Annotated in this window: 22 protein-coding genes and 1 riboswitch; of the genes, 6 read left to right on the top strand and 16 right to left on the bottom strand. The window is 47.8% G+C overall.

Features of this window, described 5'->3' with window-relative positions; all coding sequences use genetic code 11:
• The first annotated feature begins 147 nt into the window (after positions 1-147).
• Complete coding sequence (locus tag HPY28_RS25560; RefSeq protein ID WP_026043321.1) at positions 148-537, top strand: cupredoxin domain-containing protein; 390 nt, start codon at positions 148-150, stop codon at positions 535-537.
• Here the strand turns inward: HPY28_RS25560 and HPY28_RS25555 are convergent.
• The 3 genes from HPY28_RS25555 to HPY28_RS25545 form a co-directional block, all read right to left on the bottom strand.
• Positions 527-1,747, bottom strand: coding sequence for an MFS transporter (locus HPY28_RS25555; protein WP_017251498.1), 1,221 nt, complete (start codon positions 1,745-1,747; stop codon positions 527-529). The two genes, HPY28_RS25560 and HPY28_RS25555, sit on opposite strands and share 11 nt — an antisense overlap.
• Before the next feature lie 67 nt (positions 1,748-1,814).
• Entirely contained in the window at positions 1,815-2,750 is a 936-nt protein-coding gene (locus HPY28_RS25550) for a 4-hydroxy-3-methylbut-2-enyl diphosphate reductase (protein ID WP_017251499.1), read from the bottom strand.
• A gap of 59 nt (positions 2,751-2,809) precedes the next feature.
• A complete protein-coding gene (locus tag HPY28_RS25545; RefSeq protein ID WP_069848898.1) occupies positions 2,810-3,739 on the bottom strand; it encodes a ketopantoate reductase family protein in 930 nt (309 codons plus the stop codon).
• A 226-nt stretch (positions 3,740-3,965) separates the two neighbouring features.
• Between HPY28_RS25545 and glnA the strand changes: the two genes are divergently transcribed.
• Both glnA and HPY28_RS25535 read left to right on the top strand, forming a co-directional pair.
• Entirely contained in the window at positions 3,966-5,384 is a 1,419-nt protein-coding gene (gene glnA / locus HPY28_RS25540; protein WP_173623065.1) for a type I glutamate--ammonia ligase, read from the top strand.
• Positions 5,385-5,505: 121 nt separating this feature from the next.
• Positions 5,506-6,213, top strand: a complete 708-nt coding sequence (locus HPY28_RS25535; RefSeq protein ID WP_174231683.1) for a L,D-transpeptidase family protein — start codon at positions 5,506-5,508, stop codon at positions 6,211-6,213.
• 24 nt (positions 6,214-6,237) lie between these two features.
• Here HPY28_RS25535 and HPY28_RS25530 read toward each other — a convergent pair whose 3' ends face one another.
• The 11 genes from HPY28_RS25530 to HPY28_RS25480 form a co-directional block, all read right to left on the bottom strand.
• Positions 6,238-6,522: a hypothetical protein gene (locus tag HPY28_RS25530; protein ID WP_017251503.1), complete on the bottom strand. Its 285-nt coding sequence runs from the start codon at positions 6,520-6,522 to the stop codon at positions 6,238-6,240.
• 85 nt (positions 6,523-6,607) lie between these two features.
• Positions 6,608-6,694: a sporulation protein YjcZ gene (gene yjcZ, locus HPY28_RS25525; protein WP_017251504.1), complete on the bottom strand. Its 87-nt coding sequence runs from the start codon at positions 6,692-6,694 to the stop codon at positions 6,608-6,610.
• Positions 6,695-6,806: 112 nt separating this feature from the next.
• The gene (locus HPY28_RS25520) at positions 6,807-7,220 is read right to left on the bottom strand and encodes a hypothetical protein (protein ID WP_254613203.1); all 414 of its coding nucleotides are present in this window, start codon (positions 7,218-7,220) and stop codon (positions 6,807-6,809) included.
• Positions 7,221-7,387: 167 nt separating this feature from the next.
• A complete protein-coding gene (locus HPY28_RS25515) occupies positions 7,388-7,942 on the bottom strand; it encodes a hypothetical protein (RefSeq protein ID WP_017251506.1) in 555 nt (184 codons plus the stop codon).
• 219 nt (positions 7,943-8,161) lie between these two features.
• Complete coding sequence (locus HPY28_RS25510) at positions 8,162-8,656, bottom strand: hypothetical protein (protein ID WP_173622882.1); 495 nt, start codon at positions 8,654-8,656, stop codon at positions 8,162-8,164.
• A 290-nt stretch (positions 8,657-8,946) separates the two neighbouring features.
• A complete protein-coding gene (locus tag HPY28_RS25505; RefSeq protein WP_167403227.1) occupies positions 8,947-9,111 on the bottom strand; it encodes a hypothetical protein in 165 nt (54 codons plus the stop codon).
• A gap of 56 nt (positions 9,112-9,167) precedes the next feature.
• The gene (locus HPY28_RS25500; RefSeq protein ID WP_174231681.1) at positions 9,168-10,016 is read right to left on the bottom strand and encodes an energy-coupling factor ABC transporter ATP-binding protein; all 849 of its coding nucleotides are present in this window, start codon (positions 10,014-10,016) and stop codon (positions 9,168-9,170) included.
• A 2-nt stretch (positions 10,017-10,018) separates the two neighbouring features.
• Positions 10,019-10,810, bottom strand: a complete 792-nt coding sequence (gene cbiQ / locus HPY28_RS25495; RefSeq protein ID WP_017251509.1) for a cobalt ECF transporter T component CbiQ — start codon at positions 10,808-10,810, stop codon at positions 10,019-10,021.
• The gene (locus tag HPY28_RS25490; RefSeq protein WP_007718520.1) at positions 10,807-11,091 is read right to left on the bottom strand and encodes an energy-coupling factor ABC transporter substrate-binding protein; all 285 of its coding nucleotides are present in this window, start codon (positions 11,089-11,091) and stop codon (positions 10,807-10,809) included. The genes cbiQ and HPY28_RS25490 overlap by 4 nt, the downstream gene beginning before the upstream one ends.
• Positions 11,088-11,852 (bottom strand): energy-coupling factor ABC transporter permease, encoded by a 765-nt coding sequence (locus tag HPY28_RS25485; RefSeq protein ID WP_017251510.1) that lies wholly within the window; start codon positions 11,850-11,852, stop codon positions 11,088-11,090. The genes HPY28_RS25490 and HPY28_RS25485 overlap by 4 nt, the downstream gene beginning before the upstream one ends.
• 143 nt (positions 11,853-11,995) lie before the next feature.
• Positions 11,996-12,189, bottom strand: a riboswitch (cobalamin riboswitch).
• A 133-nt stretch (positions 12,190-12,322) separates the two neighbouring features.
• Complete coding sequence (locus tag HPY28_RS25480; protein ID WP_069848916.1) at positions 12,323-13,414, bottom strand: quinone-dependent dihydroorotate dehydrogenase; 1,092 nt, start codon at positions 13,412-13,414, stop codon at positions 12,323-12,325.
• A 151-nt stretch (positions 13,415-13,565) separates the two neighbouring features.
• Between HPY28_RS25480 and HPY28_RS25475 the strand changes: the two genes are divergently transcribed.
• Genes HPY28_RS25475 through HPY28_RS25465 form a run of 3 tightly spaced genes read left to right on the top strand, consistent with a single transcriptional unit; the run spans position 13,566 to position 17,213 of the window.
• A complete protein-coding gene (locus HPY28_RS25475) occupies positions 13,566-14,666 on the top strand; it encodes a GerAB/ArcD/ProY family transporter (RefSeq protein ID WP_017251513.1) in 1,101 nt (366 codons plus the stop codon).
• Complete coding sequence (locus HPY28_RS25470) at positions 14,656-16,038, top strand: spore germination protein (RefSeq protein WP_017251514.1); 1,383 nt, start codon at positions 14,656-14,658, stop codon at positions 16,036-16,038. The genes HPY28_RS25475 and HPY28_RS25470 overlap by 11 nt, the downstream gene beginning before the upstream one ends.
• Positions 16,035-17,213 carry a Ger(x)C family spore germination protein gene (locus HPY28_RS25465; RefSeq protein WP_017251515.1) on the top strand — a complete coding sequence of 393 codons (1,179 nt, stop codon included), beginning with the start codon at positions 16,035-16,037 and terminating at the stop codon, positions 17,211-17,213. The genes HPY28_RS25470 and HPY28_RS25465 overlap by 4 nt, the downstream gene beginning before the upstream one ends.
• Before the next feature lie 58 nt (positions 17,214-17,271).
• On the opposite strand, the gene ald is transcribed toward HPY28_RS25465, so the two are convergent.
• Both ald and HPY28_RS25455 read right to left on the bottom strand, forming a co-directional pair.
• Entirely contained in the window at positions 17,272-18,396 is a 1,125-nt protein-coding gene (ald, locus tag HPY28_RS25460) for an alanine dehydrogenase (RefSeq protein ID WP_026043323.1), read from the bottom strand.
• A 131-nt stretch (positions 18,397-18,527) separates the two neighbouring features.
• A complete protein-coding gene (locus tag HPY28_RS25455) occupies positions 18,528-19,766 on the bottom strand; it encodes a PucR family transcriptional regulator (protein ID WP_173622878.1) in 1,239 nt (412 codons plus the stop codon).
• Positions 19,767-19,768: the final 2 nt, after the last annotated feature.

Here is a 19,768-nt window from a genome sequence, read left to right as displayed (position 1 = left end):
TGAATCAATCATCAACAGTCTTTTTTATTTTGCATGACAGGGAAAGTACATCAATCGAATAGGGAAAAAGTGTTTATCCCCTTCACTCCGGGGACAGGATAATAGTAACTTCCCCATGCTATGGTCCTCAAAGGAGTTGAAAGCACAATGTCTCGTCACTGGTATCGGCTGCTTCGTTATCCAATCATCGCTCTGGCTGTGACATTAACGCTACTTTGGACGCATCATTACCATCGCCTGCCCGCTTCGTACGCTGTCGCGACACGGACACATACCGTTACGATTTCTAGCGCTGGCTTTTTGCCTAATCAATTGACTGCACACGAAGGAGAGCGAGTCTCGTTGATGATCGTCAACACCGATACGCGCCCTCACAATCTATCCATTCGTGATCTGAACCTTACATCCACAGAGCTAAAGCCGACCCAATCGACTCTTTTACAGTTTTCAGCCGTCAAACGCGGTCGGTATCATTTCGTATCAGACGCACCTGGCTATCCGGAAACAGGCTTCCAAGGCATGCTCGTCATTGACTAGCCTGCACTTCTTCGTCTGGTGAGATTTGCTTCCACCGTCCGAATTTTATCATGAGTAGAGGAATAATCCCGATCGCGGTGATCATTCCAAAAAACAAATAAATGGCTAGCACCGAAAACGAATCTTTGATCCACCCTGCTACCAAATTGCAAAACATCGCACCAAGCCCGCCTCCCACCGAAAAGAAGATGGCTAACGCCGTCACCTGAAGGGATGCGGGCGTATTTTCGCGCACAAATTGGGCTGCTGTCGCCAAATAAAAACCTACTGAAATCCCTTGCACAAAGAACATGGCAATCACGGCAGTGGTACTCGGAGCTGAGCTATACCAGAACCAGCGCATCGCGCAAAAAATCGCAGATAGCAAGAGTGTCAACTCCAGCCCCCACCTGCGGACAATATAACCCGCCAGTTTCATAAAAGGAGCCTCACTGCCTGCAAACAACAAGAAGGCAAGACCGATTCCGGCAATGGTCCCTCCGATATCCTGATAAAACAGGGAAAACCAAATATTATTGGCGTTTACAGAGCCCATCATGCAGAACGATGAGATCAAAAACAACGCAAATCGCGGAATTCGCGCCAAATCTCTGATCCCTGCAAGCATACTGACGCGAAACCGCGAAGCCTCTGTCACTTCTTCCGGAACCTTCCGAAGAAACAGAATGGCAATCAGAAACGCCAAGCAAAACGAGTAAAAAAGAGCATGTGGCCCCCACTGCTCGACGAGAATACCTGTGATGAATGCCGCTAGTGCAAAGCCGATAGCTCCCCACAAGCGAATGTCGCCGAACTGCATGCCATGTCCCTTTGCATAACCTAGAGCCAAGCTATCTGAGATAGGAACAACGGCACTTTGAAAAAACGACAGCAGTATGTAGAGCAAAAATACGTAAACAAAGGTGGAAACACCCGTAAAGAGAAGTCCCACCAAGCCGGTGATGATCAATGTCAGAATCAGCACAGTTTTGCGAATTTGATAGCGATCACAGATCATACCCCACATCGGCTGTGCCACAATGGATACAATCGGCGCGACTGCACTGATGAGACCGATTTGGGTCCCAGTTAGATGGATGGATTCGTAGTATTGCGTAATGAGCGGAGCAAAAGCGCCAAACCCGTAGTAAATAAAAAGATAAAGGGCGCAAAGACTTACGTATCTGCCTTTTGCGCCCCCCAGCCCTATACCGGAAAGTGATTCTGGCATATAACTCTCCTATTTTGAGGTTCATTAACCGTGTAAGAAAACATAACGCAGAACATGCCTCTATTATTTATTTTACCGTTGGCAATATTTTCGCCATGTTGACGGTGCGTTTTTTCTCCCATGTAGCCGGATTGAATTCATCGAACTGCTCCAGGAAGGAGATGACTTCCTTCGTCAATGGAGTCGGCGTCGAAGCACCAGAAGTAACCGCCACATTTCTCTTTCCACGCAGCCATTCAATGTCCAGTTCAGACAAATCAGCGATACGATACGAGGGAACATTCGCGATTTCTTCTGAGACCTGTGCTAAACGATTGGAGTTGTTGCTACGCGGATCGCCTACGACGAGGCACAAATCTGCCTCTCCAACTTGCTCCGCTACAGCTTCCTGACGAACCTGTGTTGCGAGACAAATTTCATTATGCACTTCCACACCTGGAAAACGCTGAAGAATGGCGTCCATCAGATGTTTGACATCCCATTGGCTCATGGTCGTCTGGTTCGTTACGATCAGCTTGTCTGTCGGCAGATCGAGCGCGTCCAGCTCTTCCAGCTTTTGAACTAGATGTACGTGATCCGGCGCGATTCCCATCGCACCCTCTGGCTCTGGATGTCCTTTTTTGCCGATGTAGAGCACATGGTAGCCTTCTGCTACTTTTTCACGGATCAAATCATGTGTCTTCGTTACATCCGGGCAAGTCGCGTCTACGACGGTCAAGCCTTTATCGCGCGCTTTCTTGCGTACCTCAGGAGACACGCCATGGGCAGTGAAGATTACCGTTCCTTCATGGACCTGATCCAAAAGAGCCAGTCGATCCTCTCCATCCAATGTTTTTATCCCTTGTTTTTCAAACGCCTCGACGACGTGAGCATTGTGTACGATCATGCCCAAAATGTGAATCGGGCGGGGCAAGTCAAAGTTTTGCGCTGTTCGCAGTGCCAAGACCATGGCATCCACTACACCGTAACAATATCCACGGGGGGAAATCTTGATGACTTCCATCTTTACCCCTCCTACTTTTTATAATGCGTGAGCGAAAGACATTCACCCCGTATTATACCTTATTTGTCTCCTGCACGCTTCTGTTCGTAAACCTTCAGATTATTGTAGACAACTTTTAAGAGCGGCGTGGACAAGCCTTTTTGTTCCGCTCGCTCCAAGAGATAGCCTTGAAGATGATCCGCTTCCACCGGAAGACCTTTTTCCATATCACGCAGCATCGAAGATTTCGTTTGAGGACGCTGATTCTGGAAAGTCTCCATCTGCTTGTCGACGATATCTGGCTTGATCGGTGCCTCCAAGGCGTTCATGACAGAAACGATTTCCTCAGCGAGTTGACGAGTCAACTCTACGCCCCAAGCCGATTCCCGGATTGGACCGACAGCGGAATTCATCAGGGTGGTAATACCGGAAAACGTCGCAATAAACAAGTATTTGTGCCAGGCTTCCCGTTGAATATTTGCGCTGGCACGCATCGTCCCGTTGATCTTGGAAAAGGCTTGCTCGATCCGCTCGACACGCTCGCTTTTGCCGCCCTCCCACTCCCCGAAAACCGTATCATGAATTGGACTTGTCTGCACGACATCTCCGTCAGCATTCAGCGTCGTCTCAATGAAACAAAGACCCCCGAGCACACGCTCCCGGCCAAAACGATCCCACAACAGTTCCATGTGCGCAATTCCATTCAATAGCGGAATGACGACCGTGTCCTCGCCTATGTACGGAGCGATGGCATCGATGCTATCTTCCAACGTGTAAGCTTTGTTGGACAATAGCACAACATCAAAAGGTCCTGCTTCCTCACCTGCTTGAATCAGTTGTGGCTGTTCCAAAAGCAAATCCCCATGAATGCTCTGAATGCGCAAGCCTCGCTCCTGCAACTGTTTGTATCTACGTTCGCGCACAAGAAACGTTACATCTACCCCCGACTCAACCAGCCTGCCACCAAAATAACCGCCAATGCCCCCCGCTCCCAGTACGAGAACCTTCATCTAAAATCGCCTCCGCGTTTATAAGTCATGGTTTGTCTACATTTTATTAAAAAGTAACCATTTTCTAAACCCCACAATATAATGTTAGAAATTCTGACATTCAACGTAAGAAAACCTCTTGACGAACAATAATAATTGTCGATATAATTCTGAATATAGAAATCAAGTAAAAACCGAACGTTGATAATGAATTCATAACTTTAATTCGTGAATGGAGTGAATCATGTTGGATATGAAAACAGTCTTGTCCACAATTGACACAGAAAAAGTGGAATATGTAGATTTTCGCATCGTTGACCTGCTCGGCCGCCAACACCATGTCACCGTTCCTGCCTACGCGGTAGATGAAGGAACTTTCCGTAATGGCGTCGCATTTGACGGCTCCAGTCTAATCGGCTACAAGTCCATTGAAGAAAGCGACATGGTAGCGATGCCCGATCCGGCAACCGCCTTCATCGATCCATTCGTAGAAGCCAAAACCATGAATATCATCTGCAACATCGTCAATCCAGACAACACCGTCTACACACGCGATCCTCGCGGCATTGCCCTCAAGGCCGAAGCCTATCTGCAACAATCCGGCCTCGCTACCGCTGCTTACTTTGGTCCAGAATCCGAGTTCTTCCTCTTTGACAACGTACGCTATGCCTCTGGTCCATCCGGCTCCTTCTTCCACATCGATTCTGAAGAAGCTTTCTGGAACACAGGTAAAGAAGGACAAAACCTCGGCTACAAAGTACGCAACAAGGGCGGATACTTCCCTGTTCAACCAACCGACTCCCAAATGGATATCCGCAATGAAATGTGCACGTTGATGACGAAATGCGGCATGTATGTAGAGCGCCATCACCACGAGGTGGCAACAGCCGGTCAAGGTGAGATTAATTTCCGCTTTGATACACTGACTCGTACAGCAGACAATTTATTGCTGTTCAAATATATCGTGCGCAACGTAGCAGCCAAACACGGCAAAACTGCTACCTTCATGCCAAAACCAATCGTTGGAGACAACGGATCAGGGATGCACGTTCATCAAAGCTTGTTTAACGGCGATACCCCGTTGTTCTATGAGCAAGGCGGTTACGCAAACCTAAGTGAGACTGCGCTGCACTACATTGGTGGCATTTTGCACCACGCCCCCGCACTGATCGCTTTGACGAACCCAAGCACCAACTCGTTCAAGCGTCTGGTTCCCGGCTACGAAGCACCCGTGAATTTGGTCTTCTCCAAAGGAAATCGCTCTGCTGCCGTTCGGATTCCGATTGCTGCCGTTACGCCAAAAGCGTCCCGTATTGAGTTCCGCACCCCGGACTCTACGGCTAACCCGTACTTGGCTTTTGCTGCCATGCTGATGGCTGGCCTCGATGGTATCAAGCGCAAGCTCGACCCGCGTGAACTGGGCTTTGGACCATTGGATAAAAACATCTACGACTTGTCCGATGCAGAAAAACACGAAATCAAGAGCGCTCCCGGCTCTCTCGCAGAAGCACTTGTCGCACTTGAACAAGACCATGACTTCTTGCTCGAAGGGGATGTCTTTACAAAAGAAGTAATTGAAGGTTGGATTGCACAAAAACGCGGTGAGATTGAGCAAGTGGAACGGACTGTGAATCCGAAAGAGTATGAGCTGTATTACGACCTATAAGTTACAGGAAAAAGCCCTTCTCTGATGAGGAGGGCTTTCTTATGCATTCGAATAAAAGGCCACTCCCCATCACAAATTAAAAGCGTATTGCGAAAAACAGATGATGGGATGCGCATTGATTATGTTGATTCAAAAGATAACTCGCTCTCTCATACAAGGGTCTGCCATTCTTCTTCTGACCATAAGCATGTCAGCCGCTATCGGTCAGAAAATGGCTTACGCCGATCACTCGTTACCAATCATAAGCGATCAAGGTATATATTCAATTGAGGTCTATCCGAGAAAACATCAGCTGATCATCCGAAAGCATGGGAAAGTATTGAAAACCTATGTGGTTGCAGTTGGCAATCCCTCTACACCTACACCTGTTGGAGAATATAAAATCATAGCAAAAGGAAAAGATTGGGGACCCTCTTTTGGTCCGAGATGGCTGGGGTTAAACGTCCCATGGGGAATATATGGCATCCACGGCACAAACAAGCCTCATTCAATCGGCCAGCATTTGAGCCACGGTTGTATTCGTATGAGAAACAAAGACGTAATCGAATTATTCAAGATGACTCCACTCGGAACAAAAGTCACGATTTATGGGCATATATTGGGGGACCCAAGCCATGATCCTAGAAATTTAGCGGAAGGCGACGTTGGTGGAGATGTACAGCTCATCCAATCTCGATTAAAGAGCGCTGGTTATTATCACGGGGTATGCGATGGCAAGTTTCGATCCTCGACAACTACAGCTCTAAAGAAATTTCAACGGGATCGAAAATTAAAGCCAAACGGCGTTATATCAAGCAAGGTTTATGAAGAGTTGGGATTAGTGGAATAAATCCTGGCACGGTTCGTGTTTCCACTACATAAACCTTCTAAACATACTTCCAATCCCATTCGTTCCTTGGAAAGTTTTGAATACCTCGTTTGCTACTTTTACACCATTGAGGATTGTGCCTATATCAAGATTTAGATTAGAAAGCCGTGGTGGTCGAGACTCTTTTCTCGTCCGACGGCTCGTTTTTGACCACTCTTGATAATACTGCCCAAGGGATTCAGGATTTTTCTGTAGCTTTCTGATCGAGACCTTATTTGATTTCAGCCAATCCGCAAATTCAGGGCTAAAGCCATTCATTTGTCTAGCCACTTTTCATTCTCACCTCGTTTCATAAATGAATAATGCAAAGGGATCATATGTCCCTTTGCATTACTCTTTTGCTTAAACCCATTTCCTAATCACAATCACATCCGACAATGACAAGCAAAACAAACAGAACTAGGATCAGAGCAAAGTCATCAAAGCCATTAAAGAAACCCATTCTGCCTCCCCCTTTCCTTAGACACCCTACTGTATGCACATTTCTCATGATTTGCCTGTACACTCACCTAATAGAAAAAGGACGCAAGCATTTGCCTACGCCCTTTTTCACCCTATTGCAGTCCGATTTGCGATTTTACTTGCAGAATCCCACCTCGGAAAGAAAAATTCGCATTTGCTCCAATCGTCCCTTCTCCCTCATACATGTAGACGATCGTGTGTCCTTCCTCTCCTGCTTTACCAACCTCAGCGAGCAGTTCACCTTCCCCGCCCACTATTTTTTTTACTTCCTCAAAGCTCATCCCATTTTCAATCTGTTCAAATTCACTCTTCGTGATCGTTGCTTTCTCTGTCGCCGCAGGAGCAGTCGCTTCTGGTATAGGTGAAGCTGGTGTTGCTGGCGCGGTTGCCTCAGGTGCTGGAGCCGTAGCAGTTGGCGTTGCGGGTGAATTTGCTGCCGTATCCGTTGATGGCCCGGAGCTACATCCAGCCAACATGATAGCGAAAGCCACTATAAAAAAAGACATTTTCTTCAAAGAAAAAGGACCCCCTTAACTAAAATGAATCTCCCCTACCATAATTCAAAATATTCCTCTCAACAAGAATAACAACCTGACATTTCTCGACAAAGACGAATCTTTTCGGGCATAAGAATGCAAAAAGAGCCTCAAAAAAGGCTCCCTTTGCGTTGACATTACTCTTTTACATAAAGCTGATACATCTCGGTTTCTTCATCCGTTGCTTTTGCGATTCGAAAAGCTTCTTCCACGCTTTTCTTGTTTTGAATTACCTCGTAGAAAAAGCGCAGGGCGAACATCAGCGCAGAATTTCCGTCCGGGTAATCATCTGGCCCGATATACGTATGGCAACCACTGTCCAGAAAGGCCTTCGCTAATTCAGGATCACCAAGCGAGCATCCGTTACTTAACACGATTTTTCCATCTAGCTTGGCAAAACGTCTAACGTCGTCAGGACCAAAATCACCCTTTGGTTCTCCTTCCTCGTATACGTCCTCGCCCAGCTCTGGCATGATGAGGCTTCCCTCATCTCCATGGAAATTCAGAACAATCATGTCGGTATTTGGGTAGAGGTCGCTACCATTCAATACATCAATCAAATCGCTCGGTCGACCAATCCAGTACGTAAAGACTCGCGCTCCAAAATACTCAAGTGTATTCCGGATTGCTTGGCTGTCCAGATCCGTATCCGGACCAATTACTAAGGCAACATTCATTTCAGGTTTACTCATCGTGATATTCCTCCATTTTGTTGTAAGTGGTTTTTATTTGTGGGTAGACAAAACCATTTACATGGAGGGGGTCGGGCCAACTGGTGGATGGCAAGACGTTACTTCTTCATCATCATGATATAGGTAAACTCCTCTTCAATTGGAAATTTTTAAAATTTATAGCAGTATATCACTCGTAACATGTCATGTAAAGTTTTTCCGCCCCTCGTTTTGCAGCGATTACGCAAACCCTTTTTTGATTTTGGTCTTCATGTCACGATACAGCTCTCCGTATGTAATCGCATGCTCGATATGCGAATAGGAAAGCACGGAATCGCCATCCTTGCTCTCGCAGCATGCAAAGAACAAGCTTTCCATCAGATTGTGATTTTCGATGGAATTGGTAATGTGGACGCAATCCTCAATCGAATCATGAGCGTCATGCTTGTAAAAAAGAAATGTCCCTTCTTTGAACGCCCCTTTTTTGTTAGCGTCTTTCCAAATGAGCATGCCCAAGGTAATAAAGTACCCTTCCTGGAAGCGGATGACGCCGGTAATGACAGAATTAATCGTGGTCGGAATGATCGCAATCGAGTCATTGAGCTGATTGACGTATTCAAACAATGCTTTATTGGATTCTTGAAGATCAGCGATTGGTACATGAAGAAGCTGCTTGTCTCTTAATTTTTCTACGAGTTGCTGAACGCATAGCGTCTTATTCAAAGTTGAAATCACAACCTCATCACTTCCCCCATTGTAAGTAAGTGCCTTCTTTACGTTATTCGTGATGAATGGACATATCCCTACAAAATCCGCACAATCTTCTTACTTTTTCAGCGAGAATCAAATTTTACCATACGTAAGAGGCATGGAAGTCGGTAGTCTGTCTGCAAAAGGCAAACACGTCCCCCTTCAACAGGGTTCATGTTGAAAATTCCGGCAGGGTCGAGGGTGGGTACGGGGATCATTCCATGAAAAAAGCCCTTCACGCCTTGATGTGGCGAGAAGGGCTTCTTGGCGCGAACTTACGCCTTTCCCTTTAAATAATCATCTTTTATCTTCTTTTCCTGCTCGACGGTAGTCATCTCTTTCTCCAATACTTGATACATCAGTTCATCCTTCACCTTACGTGAAATTCCTTTTTCCTGGTGATTCGGTACCGATGTACTCATGACAGAGTCTTGTTCCATACCAGCGTACCTCCATGGCTTTTTGGGGTTAGCTTGCCCGAAAGACGCCACTCCATTCACCACACCCGCTGAACACTGAGCATTTTTCGCAGCTCGTCGACCGAGCGTGGAATATTTCCGCCAAGTTCACGCTTCCACTGCTCAGGCAGTGCCTCCCACACATCAACGAGCAACGGCATACCCAGATGAAGACTCTCCAGCATGGTTCTATTTTCCAATGCCTCCTGCGGATCTCCCGCGAAAACAAGCCTGCCTTCATCCATGATGCAAATCCACTCTGCCCATTCAAACGCGATATCCATATCATGTGTCGCCATCAAAACAGTCGTTCCTTGCCGGTGAATCGCATCGAGCTCCCGCAGCAAATTTTTAGTCTGATAGCGATCCAGATACGCAGTAGGCTCGTCCAACAGCAAAAGCTCTGGCTCCATGACCATGACCCCCGCGAGTGCCAGACGCCGTTTTTGTCCCAGGCTCAAATGATGAATCGGAGCTTCTGCCAGCTCTCTCAACCCGAATGCATCCAGCACTTTTTCTACCTTTGCCCGTATGACTTCCGTAGGCAGCTTCTGATTGCATAAACCGTAGGATATATCTTCTGCGACCGTACTTGCGATCAGCTGATGCTCGGGATCTTGAAAGACCAAGCCTACCTTTTGCGTCATCTCTTGTCGTGCGGCTCGTTTGTAGACAAGCGGTTTCCCCTTCCACAGCACCTGTCCCTTCTGTGGCTCGATGATCCCGTTCCCATGCAAGAACAAGGTAGACTTCCCACAGCCGTTTCGTCCCAAAAGGACACATTTTTTCCCCTCTGGAATCCATAAGGACAGCCCAGACAGGACGGGTCCCCGCCCTCCTGGATACGTGTACTGCAAATCGATGAACTCCAACAACCGTGATGTCATAACTACCAACCTCCTGTCCACCACTCAAGCAGCACCAGCAGCATACAGCCTGCGATTGACTCCCACTCATAGCGTCGCGAACGAGCATGGGTATGAAACGCGAGCACCTGCATGCTCTCCCCGAAGCCTCTAGCCGCCATTCCTTTATGCAAGGCTTCGTATTTGCGCATCGCTCTGACAAACAATTGCGCAACGAGAACCCCTGCATCCCGAAGCGTCGCTCGGAAGCCGCGATGACCTCCACGCGAACGTTGGGCAATCCAGAGCTGGTGAGAAATTGTTACTAACACAAAAATAAACCGATACATGATCATTAATAAATCAGTCACAAGGACAGGCATACGAAGTCGGCGAAACACCTGCAAGATTTCGGCAAACGGCACGGTAAACAAAATGAAGGCAAAGCAAGATAAGCTCGCCATGGTACGCCAAAATAAGATCCAAACTTTACTGAATGATGACGTCGGCACATAGAGCACATACGAACCCAACTCCCATGCTGCCGCGACCTGGACCTGTACTTCGCCTGCTTTCGCCCCTTCTACCAATAGGGCAGGGAGCCCCGCCGCGAAAAACGAGAGCGACACGATCATAAAGGCACAATAGATACGGACAGGTATACGGGCATACACCACTACCCATACCGTCATCCAAACAACGACGGCCATCTGCATCCATACATGTCCCACCAAGACGAGCAGTAACAATGCACTCGCCAGCAAGAGCTTATGAGCTGGCGGCAGACGTTTCAGCCTGTTTTGATAAGAGAGAGAATCAAGCTGCAGCCCGTTCATTTTTTCCGCTTATCCAACCGACCTTTGTACAAGCCCACGGCGTAGCCAACCACTCCCGCTCCCAACGCCGCCTGCACCGCAAACAATAGGCTCTCCGTCTCTCCCCCTGGCGGTTCTATCAGCGGCTGGAACCACGGTTCGTAGTTCGGAGCAATTTCCTTGATCGCTTCCTCCGCCACGCCGTCTGCGCCGCCAAATTCCGAATCCTGCACCAGCAACAGTGGGACAATCGCCAGTACGATTACCCCCAAGAGTAATAGCCAGTTCCATCCTTTTTTCACAGCGATTCCTCCCGTTTGAGCAAACGAAGCTGTGTAAGCTCTTTTGCGTTGTAAGATAACAACCAGTTCCAAACAAGAACGGTCAACAGACCTTCACTGATTGCGAGCGGAACTTGCGTGAATGCAAAAATTCCTGCGAATTTGGCAAACGAGGCCAACACTCCACCAGATTCAGCTGGAAATGCGAGTGCCAGTTGAATCGAAGTCACCACATAGGTAGCGAGGTCAGCCAAGGCAGCCGCCGCAAAAACAGCCAGACGCTGGCTTCCGCGCACTTTCATGATCACTCTATAGATTCCGTATGCCACCAGTGGTCCTACTACTGCCATGGATACAGCATTTGCCCCTAGCGTAGTCAAACCTCCATGTGCCAAAAGCAAGGCTTGAAACAAGAGCACCATGCTCCCTAACACAGACATCGCAAAAGGCCCAAACATAATGGCGCCAAGGCCCGTTCCAGTCGGGTGAGAGCTGCTGCCTGTAACTGAAGGGATTTTCAGTGCAGATAAAACAAAGGCAAACGCTCCTGCAACACCAATAAGGAGCTTCATTTCGGGATGTTCTTTTACAATCTTGTTAATCGAGCGAATCCCAAGAATAAAAAATGGCAAGAAGACAGCCCACCAAAATAAGGCCCAGGATAATGGCAAATACCCTTCCATGATGTGCATCGCATGTCCTGTCTCTGGTTCATTGAGCAGGAAATACAGGACAAAGCCCGCGATCATCAAACAAGTAGATACGAGACGAGATCGATTCATGTTCCTTCCTCCTTCACTGACTTTCGTTCTTTTCCTACAAACAAAAAAATCCCATCCATCAATGGACGAGATGTGCACACAAAACAACAGACTGACATACAGCCTCATTGCCTCGTATTCACCGCTCCTTTCCGCGAAGGTTTTGTGGGTGTGGCTACTAGGTAGGTCTCCTGGCTTCCAGATCCATACGCTCTTTGTCCTTCCCCATACAAAAATGAGTGGTTTCCTTCTCAAAGAGAGCTCCCTGGTTACAGTGGCGGGACCGCTCGGGACTTTCACCCGATTCCCTGTTACCCTTTATGCGTCACATAAAGGCACCTAACGCCGATCATATGAAGTTGACAGACAATTCATGTTTGTCCCACATCATTATAACGGATCACTACATAAATCGGAAGAATATAAGCAAAAACGCATAAGCCGATGACCCTCTACAAACGGAGCCATCGACCTATGCGTACTTGTTCTATCTATTCTTTTGCGTCTACGCCAATTACTTCACTAATATGTTTAAAACCATCGCGCTGCATGAGCTTGAGTAGCTTTTTGTTAATTTGCTTGGCGATACCTGGGCCTTGATAAATCATCCCCGTATACACCTGAACGAGACTGGCTCCTGCTCGGATTTTCGCGTAGGCGTCTTCGCCGTTATAAATGCCCCCGACACCGATGATGGGTACCTTGTCTCCTACTTCTTGATAAATCTCCTTCACCCAAGCAGTGGAACGCTCCGTAAGAGGTCTTCCGCTCAAGCCGCCCGCTTCCTCGGCAAAACGATGTCCGGAAACCGCCTCGCGTGACAGTGTCGTATTGGTAGCGATAATTCCGGCAATGCCTTCTTCAACAGCAGCGTGAACAACATCGCGCATGTGCTCATCCGACATGTCTGGTGCTACTTTCAGCAAAATCGGCTTTTTCTTGATGGAACGTGCTTCCATTTCGGTTGCCTTTTCCCTTACTGCACGCACCAAATGACGCAAGCTCTCTGTCTCCTGCAAGTCACGCAGATTCGGGGTATTCGGAGAGCTGATGTTAATGACGAAATAGTGACCGTATGCATAGAGCATGTCCATACATTTGCTATAGTCGATGGCCGCCTCTTCATTCGGCGTTACTTTGTTTTTCCCAATGTTAATCCCAATTGGAACATCTGAGTATGCGTAATCGACCAAATGCTGGGAAGCCAAATACGCACCGTGATTGTTGAAGCCCATCCGGTTAATGACAGCTTGATGTTCCGGCAATCGGAACAAACGCGGCTTCGGATTGCCTGGCTGCCCCTGCGGTGTCAACGTCCCGATTTCCACAAACCCAAAACCAAGAGCACCCAACGCATGATAGACTTCCGCATTTTTATCAAAACCGGCTGCAAGTCCGACTGGATTCGGAAACGTCATTCCCCACAGCTTATTCTCCAACCGCTGGTCTTTTACCTGATAGATCATCTTCAGGATGCTTTTGCCTGGAGCAGAATCCTCCACCAGCCTTAAGGCACCAATTGTCTTTTCATGAATCTCTTCCGCATCATGCTGGAACAGGTATTTTCTTATGAGCTGATACATCGGCTGCACTCCTTACTCCGTTTCTACCTTTTTACCTCATAGTAGAATACCATACTTTTTCGGGCGGATGTAACCTTTATACGTTGATACATATTTCCAAGCAAGCAGGCAAATCCTAACAGCACCACCACGTACAGGGGGATAAGTCTTCATGAAAGTGGACGGAAAAATCGGGATTGGTCAAGCCATTATGGTGATGATGCTGACGATCGGCATTACGAACCACGTAACCGTCATCCCCCTCTTATTGAGTAAAGCCGGAAGAGATGCTTGGTTGAGCGTGTTGCTTGCTGGTATCCCTTTTTCCTTCTGGGCGTACTTGCTGTTTGTGGTTAATCGAAATATGAAGCAACGTTCTTTGCATGAATGGCTCGCCCAACGCTCTGGAAAAATCGTCAGCCATCTGTTACTCATCCCCATCATGGTCTGCCTGTACATGATGGCCCTAACCAATCTGATCGATACCCAGACATGGACGACCGTTAACTACTTGCCTCGAACACCAGAGTGGGTGACCGCCTTAGCCTTAATGGGACTATGTATACTCGCTGCAATTGGTGGAATAACCTCTGTAGGAATCACAGCAGGAATCTTGCTGCCCATCGTGGTTATGCTCGGATTTTTCGTCGCTTTTGGCAATATTCCTAAAAAGGATTATAGTCTTTTGATGCCACTTTTCCAGCATGGGTATCGTCCTCTTTTTCACGGGATGCTCTATGTAGGTGGCGGCATTTCAGAGATGTTCCTGCTACTATTGCTCCAACCTCACGTGCGTAAGCCATTGCGCCTCGTACACTTTTTGGTCATGCTCGGCATCACGCTTGTGCTGACACTCAGTCCGTTGACAGGAGCTATTGCGGAATTTGGACCAGTGGAGTCTGCACGCCAACGCTTTCCGGCATTTGAGCAATGGCGGCTGCTCACAATTGGAAAAGACATCGAGAACATGGAGTTTTTCTCCATTTTCCAATGGCTCGCTGGGGCTTTTATACGCATCACCATTTGCTTGTTGCTCTTGGGAGATTTACTCACGATCCGTAACCGAAAACAGCGCAACTTCATGATGATATTTCTAGGTGGAAGCATGATCGCCTTTACCAGCCTCCCCTACAGTGACATGCAGTTTGTATCCTTTCTGACGCACGTATACTATCCGCTTTACTTAGCCATTATCGTTGTGATTACTCTCGCACTCATGCTGGTTACTCTGCGCAAGCCATCCAAACAGGAGGGAATAGGCCATGACCCTTGAAGAGGAACTGCGGGAAAAATTCGCGCATTGTGCGGACGTCGTTTTTATGCGCACGGTCACATCCGAGGACCAGCCTGTATTGATGCTTTATTGCGAAGGACTGGCAGACGTTCGTCAATTACAAGATACGGCATTGCCGCAATTGGAGCGATTCCTGGCTATTGGTGATTTGCGTTCTCTGCCTCTTTTCCCGCTCTTCACGAACCCAGAGTTGTGGGTTGAGAGACTGTTTGCAGGAGATTTGCTGATTTTTATTGGTGACTCTCCTCCGTTTGCCTGGGACATCTCCAATCGTCCAGAGCGCACTCCTGAAGAATCTAATACAGAGATTTCGATCAAAGGTCCTCGGGACGGCTTCGTCGAGGATCTCTCCACGAACGTTGCTCTCATTCGCAAGCGCATGCGAACGATTACTCTGGCCTATGAGCCTTTTATTCTCGGAACGCGCTCGCGCACAAGAATCGGTATGATGTATATCACAGATGGGGTATCTGAAGATCTGGTAGAGATGATGCGTGAGAGAATACACAAATGCACCTCAAAAAAAATTGTGAACAGCGCCATTCTGGAAAAGATACTGAGCGACAACACTCACTCCCTGTTTCCATTGGTTGATTATACTGGACGCCCTGACTATGTCATTTACATGCTGCTGCAAGGTAAGGTCGTCGTATTGGTAGACGGCTCGCCCTTGGCACTCGTGGCACCTGTAACCTTACTCGAACTAATCAAATCTCCCGAAGACGATCAGTACCCTGTTACCTATGTATGGCTGGAACGCATGCTGCGCCTAGGTGGATTTTGGATCGCAATCTTTCTGCCTGGCTTCTGGATTGCACTATCCGCCTATAATATAGAGCAATATCCTTTTCAATTGCTCGCTACCGTTACGCAGGGAAGAAAAGGGTTGCCCTTTTCCGCGCCGATGGAGCTATTTCTCATCTTGTTCATTTTTGAGTTTCTACGTGAGGCAGGCGCCCGTCTGCCCAAAAACGTCGGGCAAACACTGGCACTGGTCGGTGCACTGATTATCGGGGATGCTTCCATTCGTGCAGGCCTGACTTCGCCTTCGATGTTGTTTATCGGCTCCCTTACAGTCGTTGCCTCCTTCACACTGGTCAATCAGTCATTAAGCGGTGCGGTAACCGTGGCTCGTTTCGCTGTTTTCTTCCTTTCCGCAACCATCGGCATGTACGGCTTTATCCTCGGGATGATTGCCATCGTATACTACTTGTCCACCTTGACCTCCTTTGGCAGATCGTATATTTTGATGGGTTCATCCAACTCCTTGTTTACACTGTTCATTGTCTTGTTCAAGTCCATGACCAGTTTTTTTCGGACGAGAGCTGCTAAGGGTGGCGATAACAAATGAAATGCATGCGGATTGCTTCTGCTATGCTGCTGTTGGCAACGACTCTTCTTAGCGGCTGCTGGGATCAGAAAGCCATTCAGGACCTTCGCTATTTATCTGCCATGGGCATTGATTACGTCAACAATGAGTATGTTATGTACGCCCAATCCACCGATCTGTCTACCGTCGCGAAGCAGGAGTCATCAACCACCCTTCAATCGCCACCAGCGACCATTTCGATCGGAAAAGGGAAAACGCTTCAGTCTGCCTTTGATAACCTGCAAAAAAACGCACAGGTACCTGTATTTCTAGGCTTTGTATCCTCCATCGTATTTCATGAGCGGCTCTTGCAAAAGGGCGTCATCACCTCCCACGATATTATGAACAGATACGGTCTGATTCGTTACACCAAGTGGGTATTCGGAACGCGGGAGCCGATTGACAAAGTGTTAAGCTCCCATTCTTTGGTCGGATTTTCTCCATTGGACTCTCTCTTGCATCAGCCAAAGGATGTTTACGAGCAGCGTTCGTTTATCGAGCCGATCCAATTTTTTCGGTTTATCTCGAGCTTTTGGGAGCCATCAAACACCGTGTTATTGCCAAACATCACGCTGTACGAGCGATCCTGGAAAGAAAATAACCGTTTTATTTCTCGTCTCTCCATCGATGGCATCCACGCCATACATCGTGGAAATTGGCTGGGTTACTTCCCCAATCGTGATTTAATGGGGATTCGGTGGATGAATAGTGACACGGAATTTGCTGGCCTCGTTGTGCGACAAAACAACACTCCCAAAGCAACCATGCGCATCGAGCATGTTGAATTGGACATCACTCCGATTACCACTGGAGAGCTTCCTCGTTATCAGGTCAATGTCCGACTAAAGGGGTTCGTTCGTGAAATGATGAGTGCTGTTACGCCTACTTTCGTACGGAAAAACTCCGAAGAACAGGTAGCCGAGCAAATTCGCGGGACGTTTCTAAAAGGAGTCAAAGCAGGGGTTGATCTGTATAGCTTGGAGGAACGTTTGTTTAAAAAAGACTACCAAGCTTGGCGAAAATACGAAATACGCAAGCGCAATAAGCTCACACCTGATTCCCTGACCCAAATCCAGGTGAATATGTATTTAAGTGATTCTGGAAAAATGAAGATGGGTTCGGCCAAATACCCTGACCCGCTTGGGCCGAATGAATGAAAAAAACTGCTTGCCGTAAGAACGGACAAGCAGTTTCTTCTTTCTATTTACCGTAAGGCTAGTTTTTTACCAGCAAAACTTCTTCGATAGAAGCATACGGCAGGTTATGCGCATCAGCTACAGCTTTGTAAGCTACTTTGCCGTCGATGACGTTTACGCCTTTTGCCAATGCTTTATTGTCGCGAATTGCTTGTGCGTAGCCTTTGTTCGCCAATTGTACCGCATAAGGAACGGTTACGTTGGTCAGGGCCAATGTAGATGTACGAGCGACTGCACCAGGCATGTTGGCTACCGCGTAGTGAATCACACCGTGCTTCTCATAGGTTGGCTTGTCATGAGTCGTGATGCGATCTACGGTTTCAATCGATCCACCTTGGTCAATCGCAACGTCTACGATTACAGAACCAGGTGACATGTCTTTTACCATATCTTCTGTTACCAGACGTGGAGCACGAGCACCCGGAATGAGTACAGCGCCTACCAGCAAATCTGCTTTTTTCACAGCGTTTGCGATGTTGAAAGAATTGGACATCAACGTCTGAACACGGCCTTGGAACAGGTCATCCAGTTGGCGCAGACGGTCTGCGTTTACATCAATAATCGTTACATTTGCACCCAGTCCAAGCGCCATTTTCGCCGCGTTTGTCCCTACGATCCCGCCGCCGATTACGACTACCTCGCCTTTTGGTACGCCTGGTACGCCACCGAGCAGAACGCCTTTTCCACCGTATTGCTTTTCCAAGAATTGCGCGCCGATTTGAACAGACATACGGCCTGCTACTTCAGACATTGGCATCAACAGTGGCAGAGCGCCATTGTCGAGCTGGATGGTTTCGTAAGCGATTGCAATCACTTTTTTATCGATCAATTCACGAGTCAATTCAGGCTCTGGTGCAAGATGCAAATACGTGAACAGAATCAGACCCTCGCGGAAAAATCCATATTCAGCAGGGAGTGGTTCTTTTACTTTCATCACCATGTCAGACGCCCATGCCTCTGCTGCTGTTTCTACGATCTCAGCGCCTACTGCCTTGTAATCTTCATTCGTAAAACCGCTGCCTTGCCCTGCACTTGCTTCTACACGAACCGAATGTCCGTTTTGTACCAAAGCAGCTACACCTGCTGGAGTAATGGCTACGCGGTTCTCATTATTTTTAATTTCTTTTGGAATTCCAACGATCATGATAAGTATGTCCTCCTTGGAAACGCCGTTTTCTTTGCGGTTACTATTATTGTACAGCGTATCTTCCGGCATACTCCTTGGAGATTCCTTTAATTTTAGCGTCTTTTCATTTGTGAAAATTCACAAACAAACTACTGTTCCCCATCTAATTTGGCTATTTTCAACTCTAAATATAAGGCAGCCCGCTGGTTCATATTGTCGAGATCGACACGCATGATCTCCTCAATTCGTCTCAGTCGGTAGCTCAACGTATTAATGTGGATATGCAGGCGCTCTGCTGTCTTGTTAACTTTGCCAGCGGCATCCAAAAAAGTCTCCAATGTCGTCAAGAGCGTGGTCTGGTTGTCGCGATCGTACTGTCTGAGCTTTTCCAGCCGTTCATTCTGATAGCCCTGCTCCTCTTCCCACTGCTTCAGTTGTAGTAGATAGCGATAAATCCCCAGCTCATGGTACCCGTGAATCCCCTCATTTTCCTGCGGAAACAGCTTTTTGACCTTGAGCGCATGCAGCGCTTCCCTGTAGCTTTTCACAATATCTGTATAAGACTTGTAATCTCTCCCATACCCGGCAATCACCTGGCGTCCTTCCGTGACATGTGCTTCGAGCTTGCCGAGCGAGTCTGCGAGGAACTGTTCCACCTTGCGAATGAGCACGTCACTCTTGTCTTTTTTCGCTTCGGACAGACCGATCAATAAGATGATTTGCGAGCCGTCGACAACCCAGAGCAGTTTGTCACGCATTAATAACGGATACAAGTACTGGTCCAGACGCGCTCCTGCCGCTTCAATAATACAAATTAAATAAGAGGTCGGAAGCTGCATCTGCAAGGTGTCTGCTTTTTGGCGAATGACAGCCTCACTGCTGTGATTCCCCAGCAACAGCTCCCACAGAAATTCCTTGCGTCGCTGCTCCTCCGCCTTGCGTTTTCCCTGCCGCTGGATGAGACGCGAGACGGCTACGCGTGCTGCCTGACGAAGAATTTCATCATCTTCCCGGGTAATCGGTCGATTCACCTCTTGTGCCCAAATGTAACCGAGCACGTCGCTCCCTCTGCGAATAGCAATCGCCACACGCTTACCCAAGCCAATTTCGTCCTTGGCCGGGATGTGTACGGGGTCGTCTTGCGTTAACAGCTCCTGGAATACGCCGTCCTTCCAAAGGCGCGTCAGCACTTTTTCCGGTACCCGTCGCCCCATGATGGTAGACCAGCGAGCTTCATCTGTGCTTTCTCCGTGTGAGCTGTAAGCAATCAATTTATGATCGGCATCTTCAACCGTTATCGGATTTTGCAAAAGTTCTCCAATGACATCAGCTAATTCGTCGATATCAGCATGCTGATACTGTTGAAAATAGTTAGGCTCTACGGGCACAT

Source organism: Brevibacillus sp. HB1.2 (assembly GCF_013332495.1).
GTDB lineage: Bacteria > Bacillota > Bacilli > Brevibacillales > Brevibacillaceae > Brevibacillus > Brevibacillus porteri.
The sequence above is the reverse complement of the archived record's forward strand: the minus strand, read 5'-3'. Positions and strand labels throughout refer to the sequence as shown.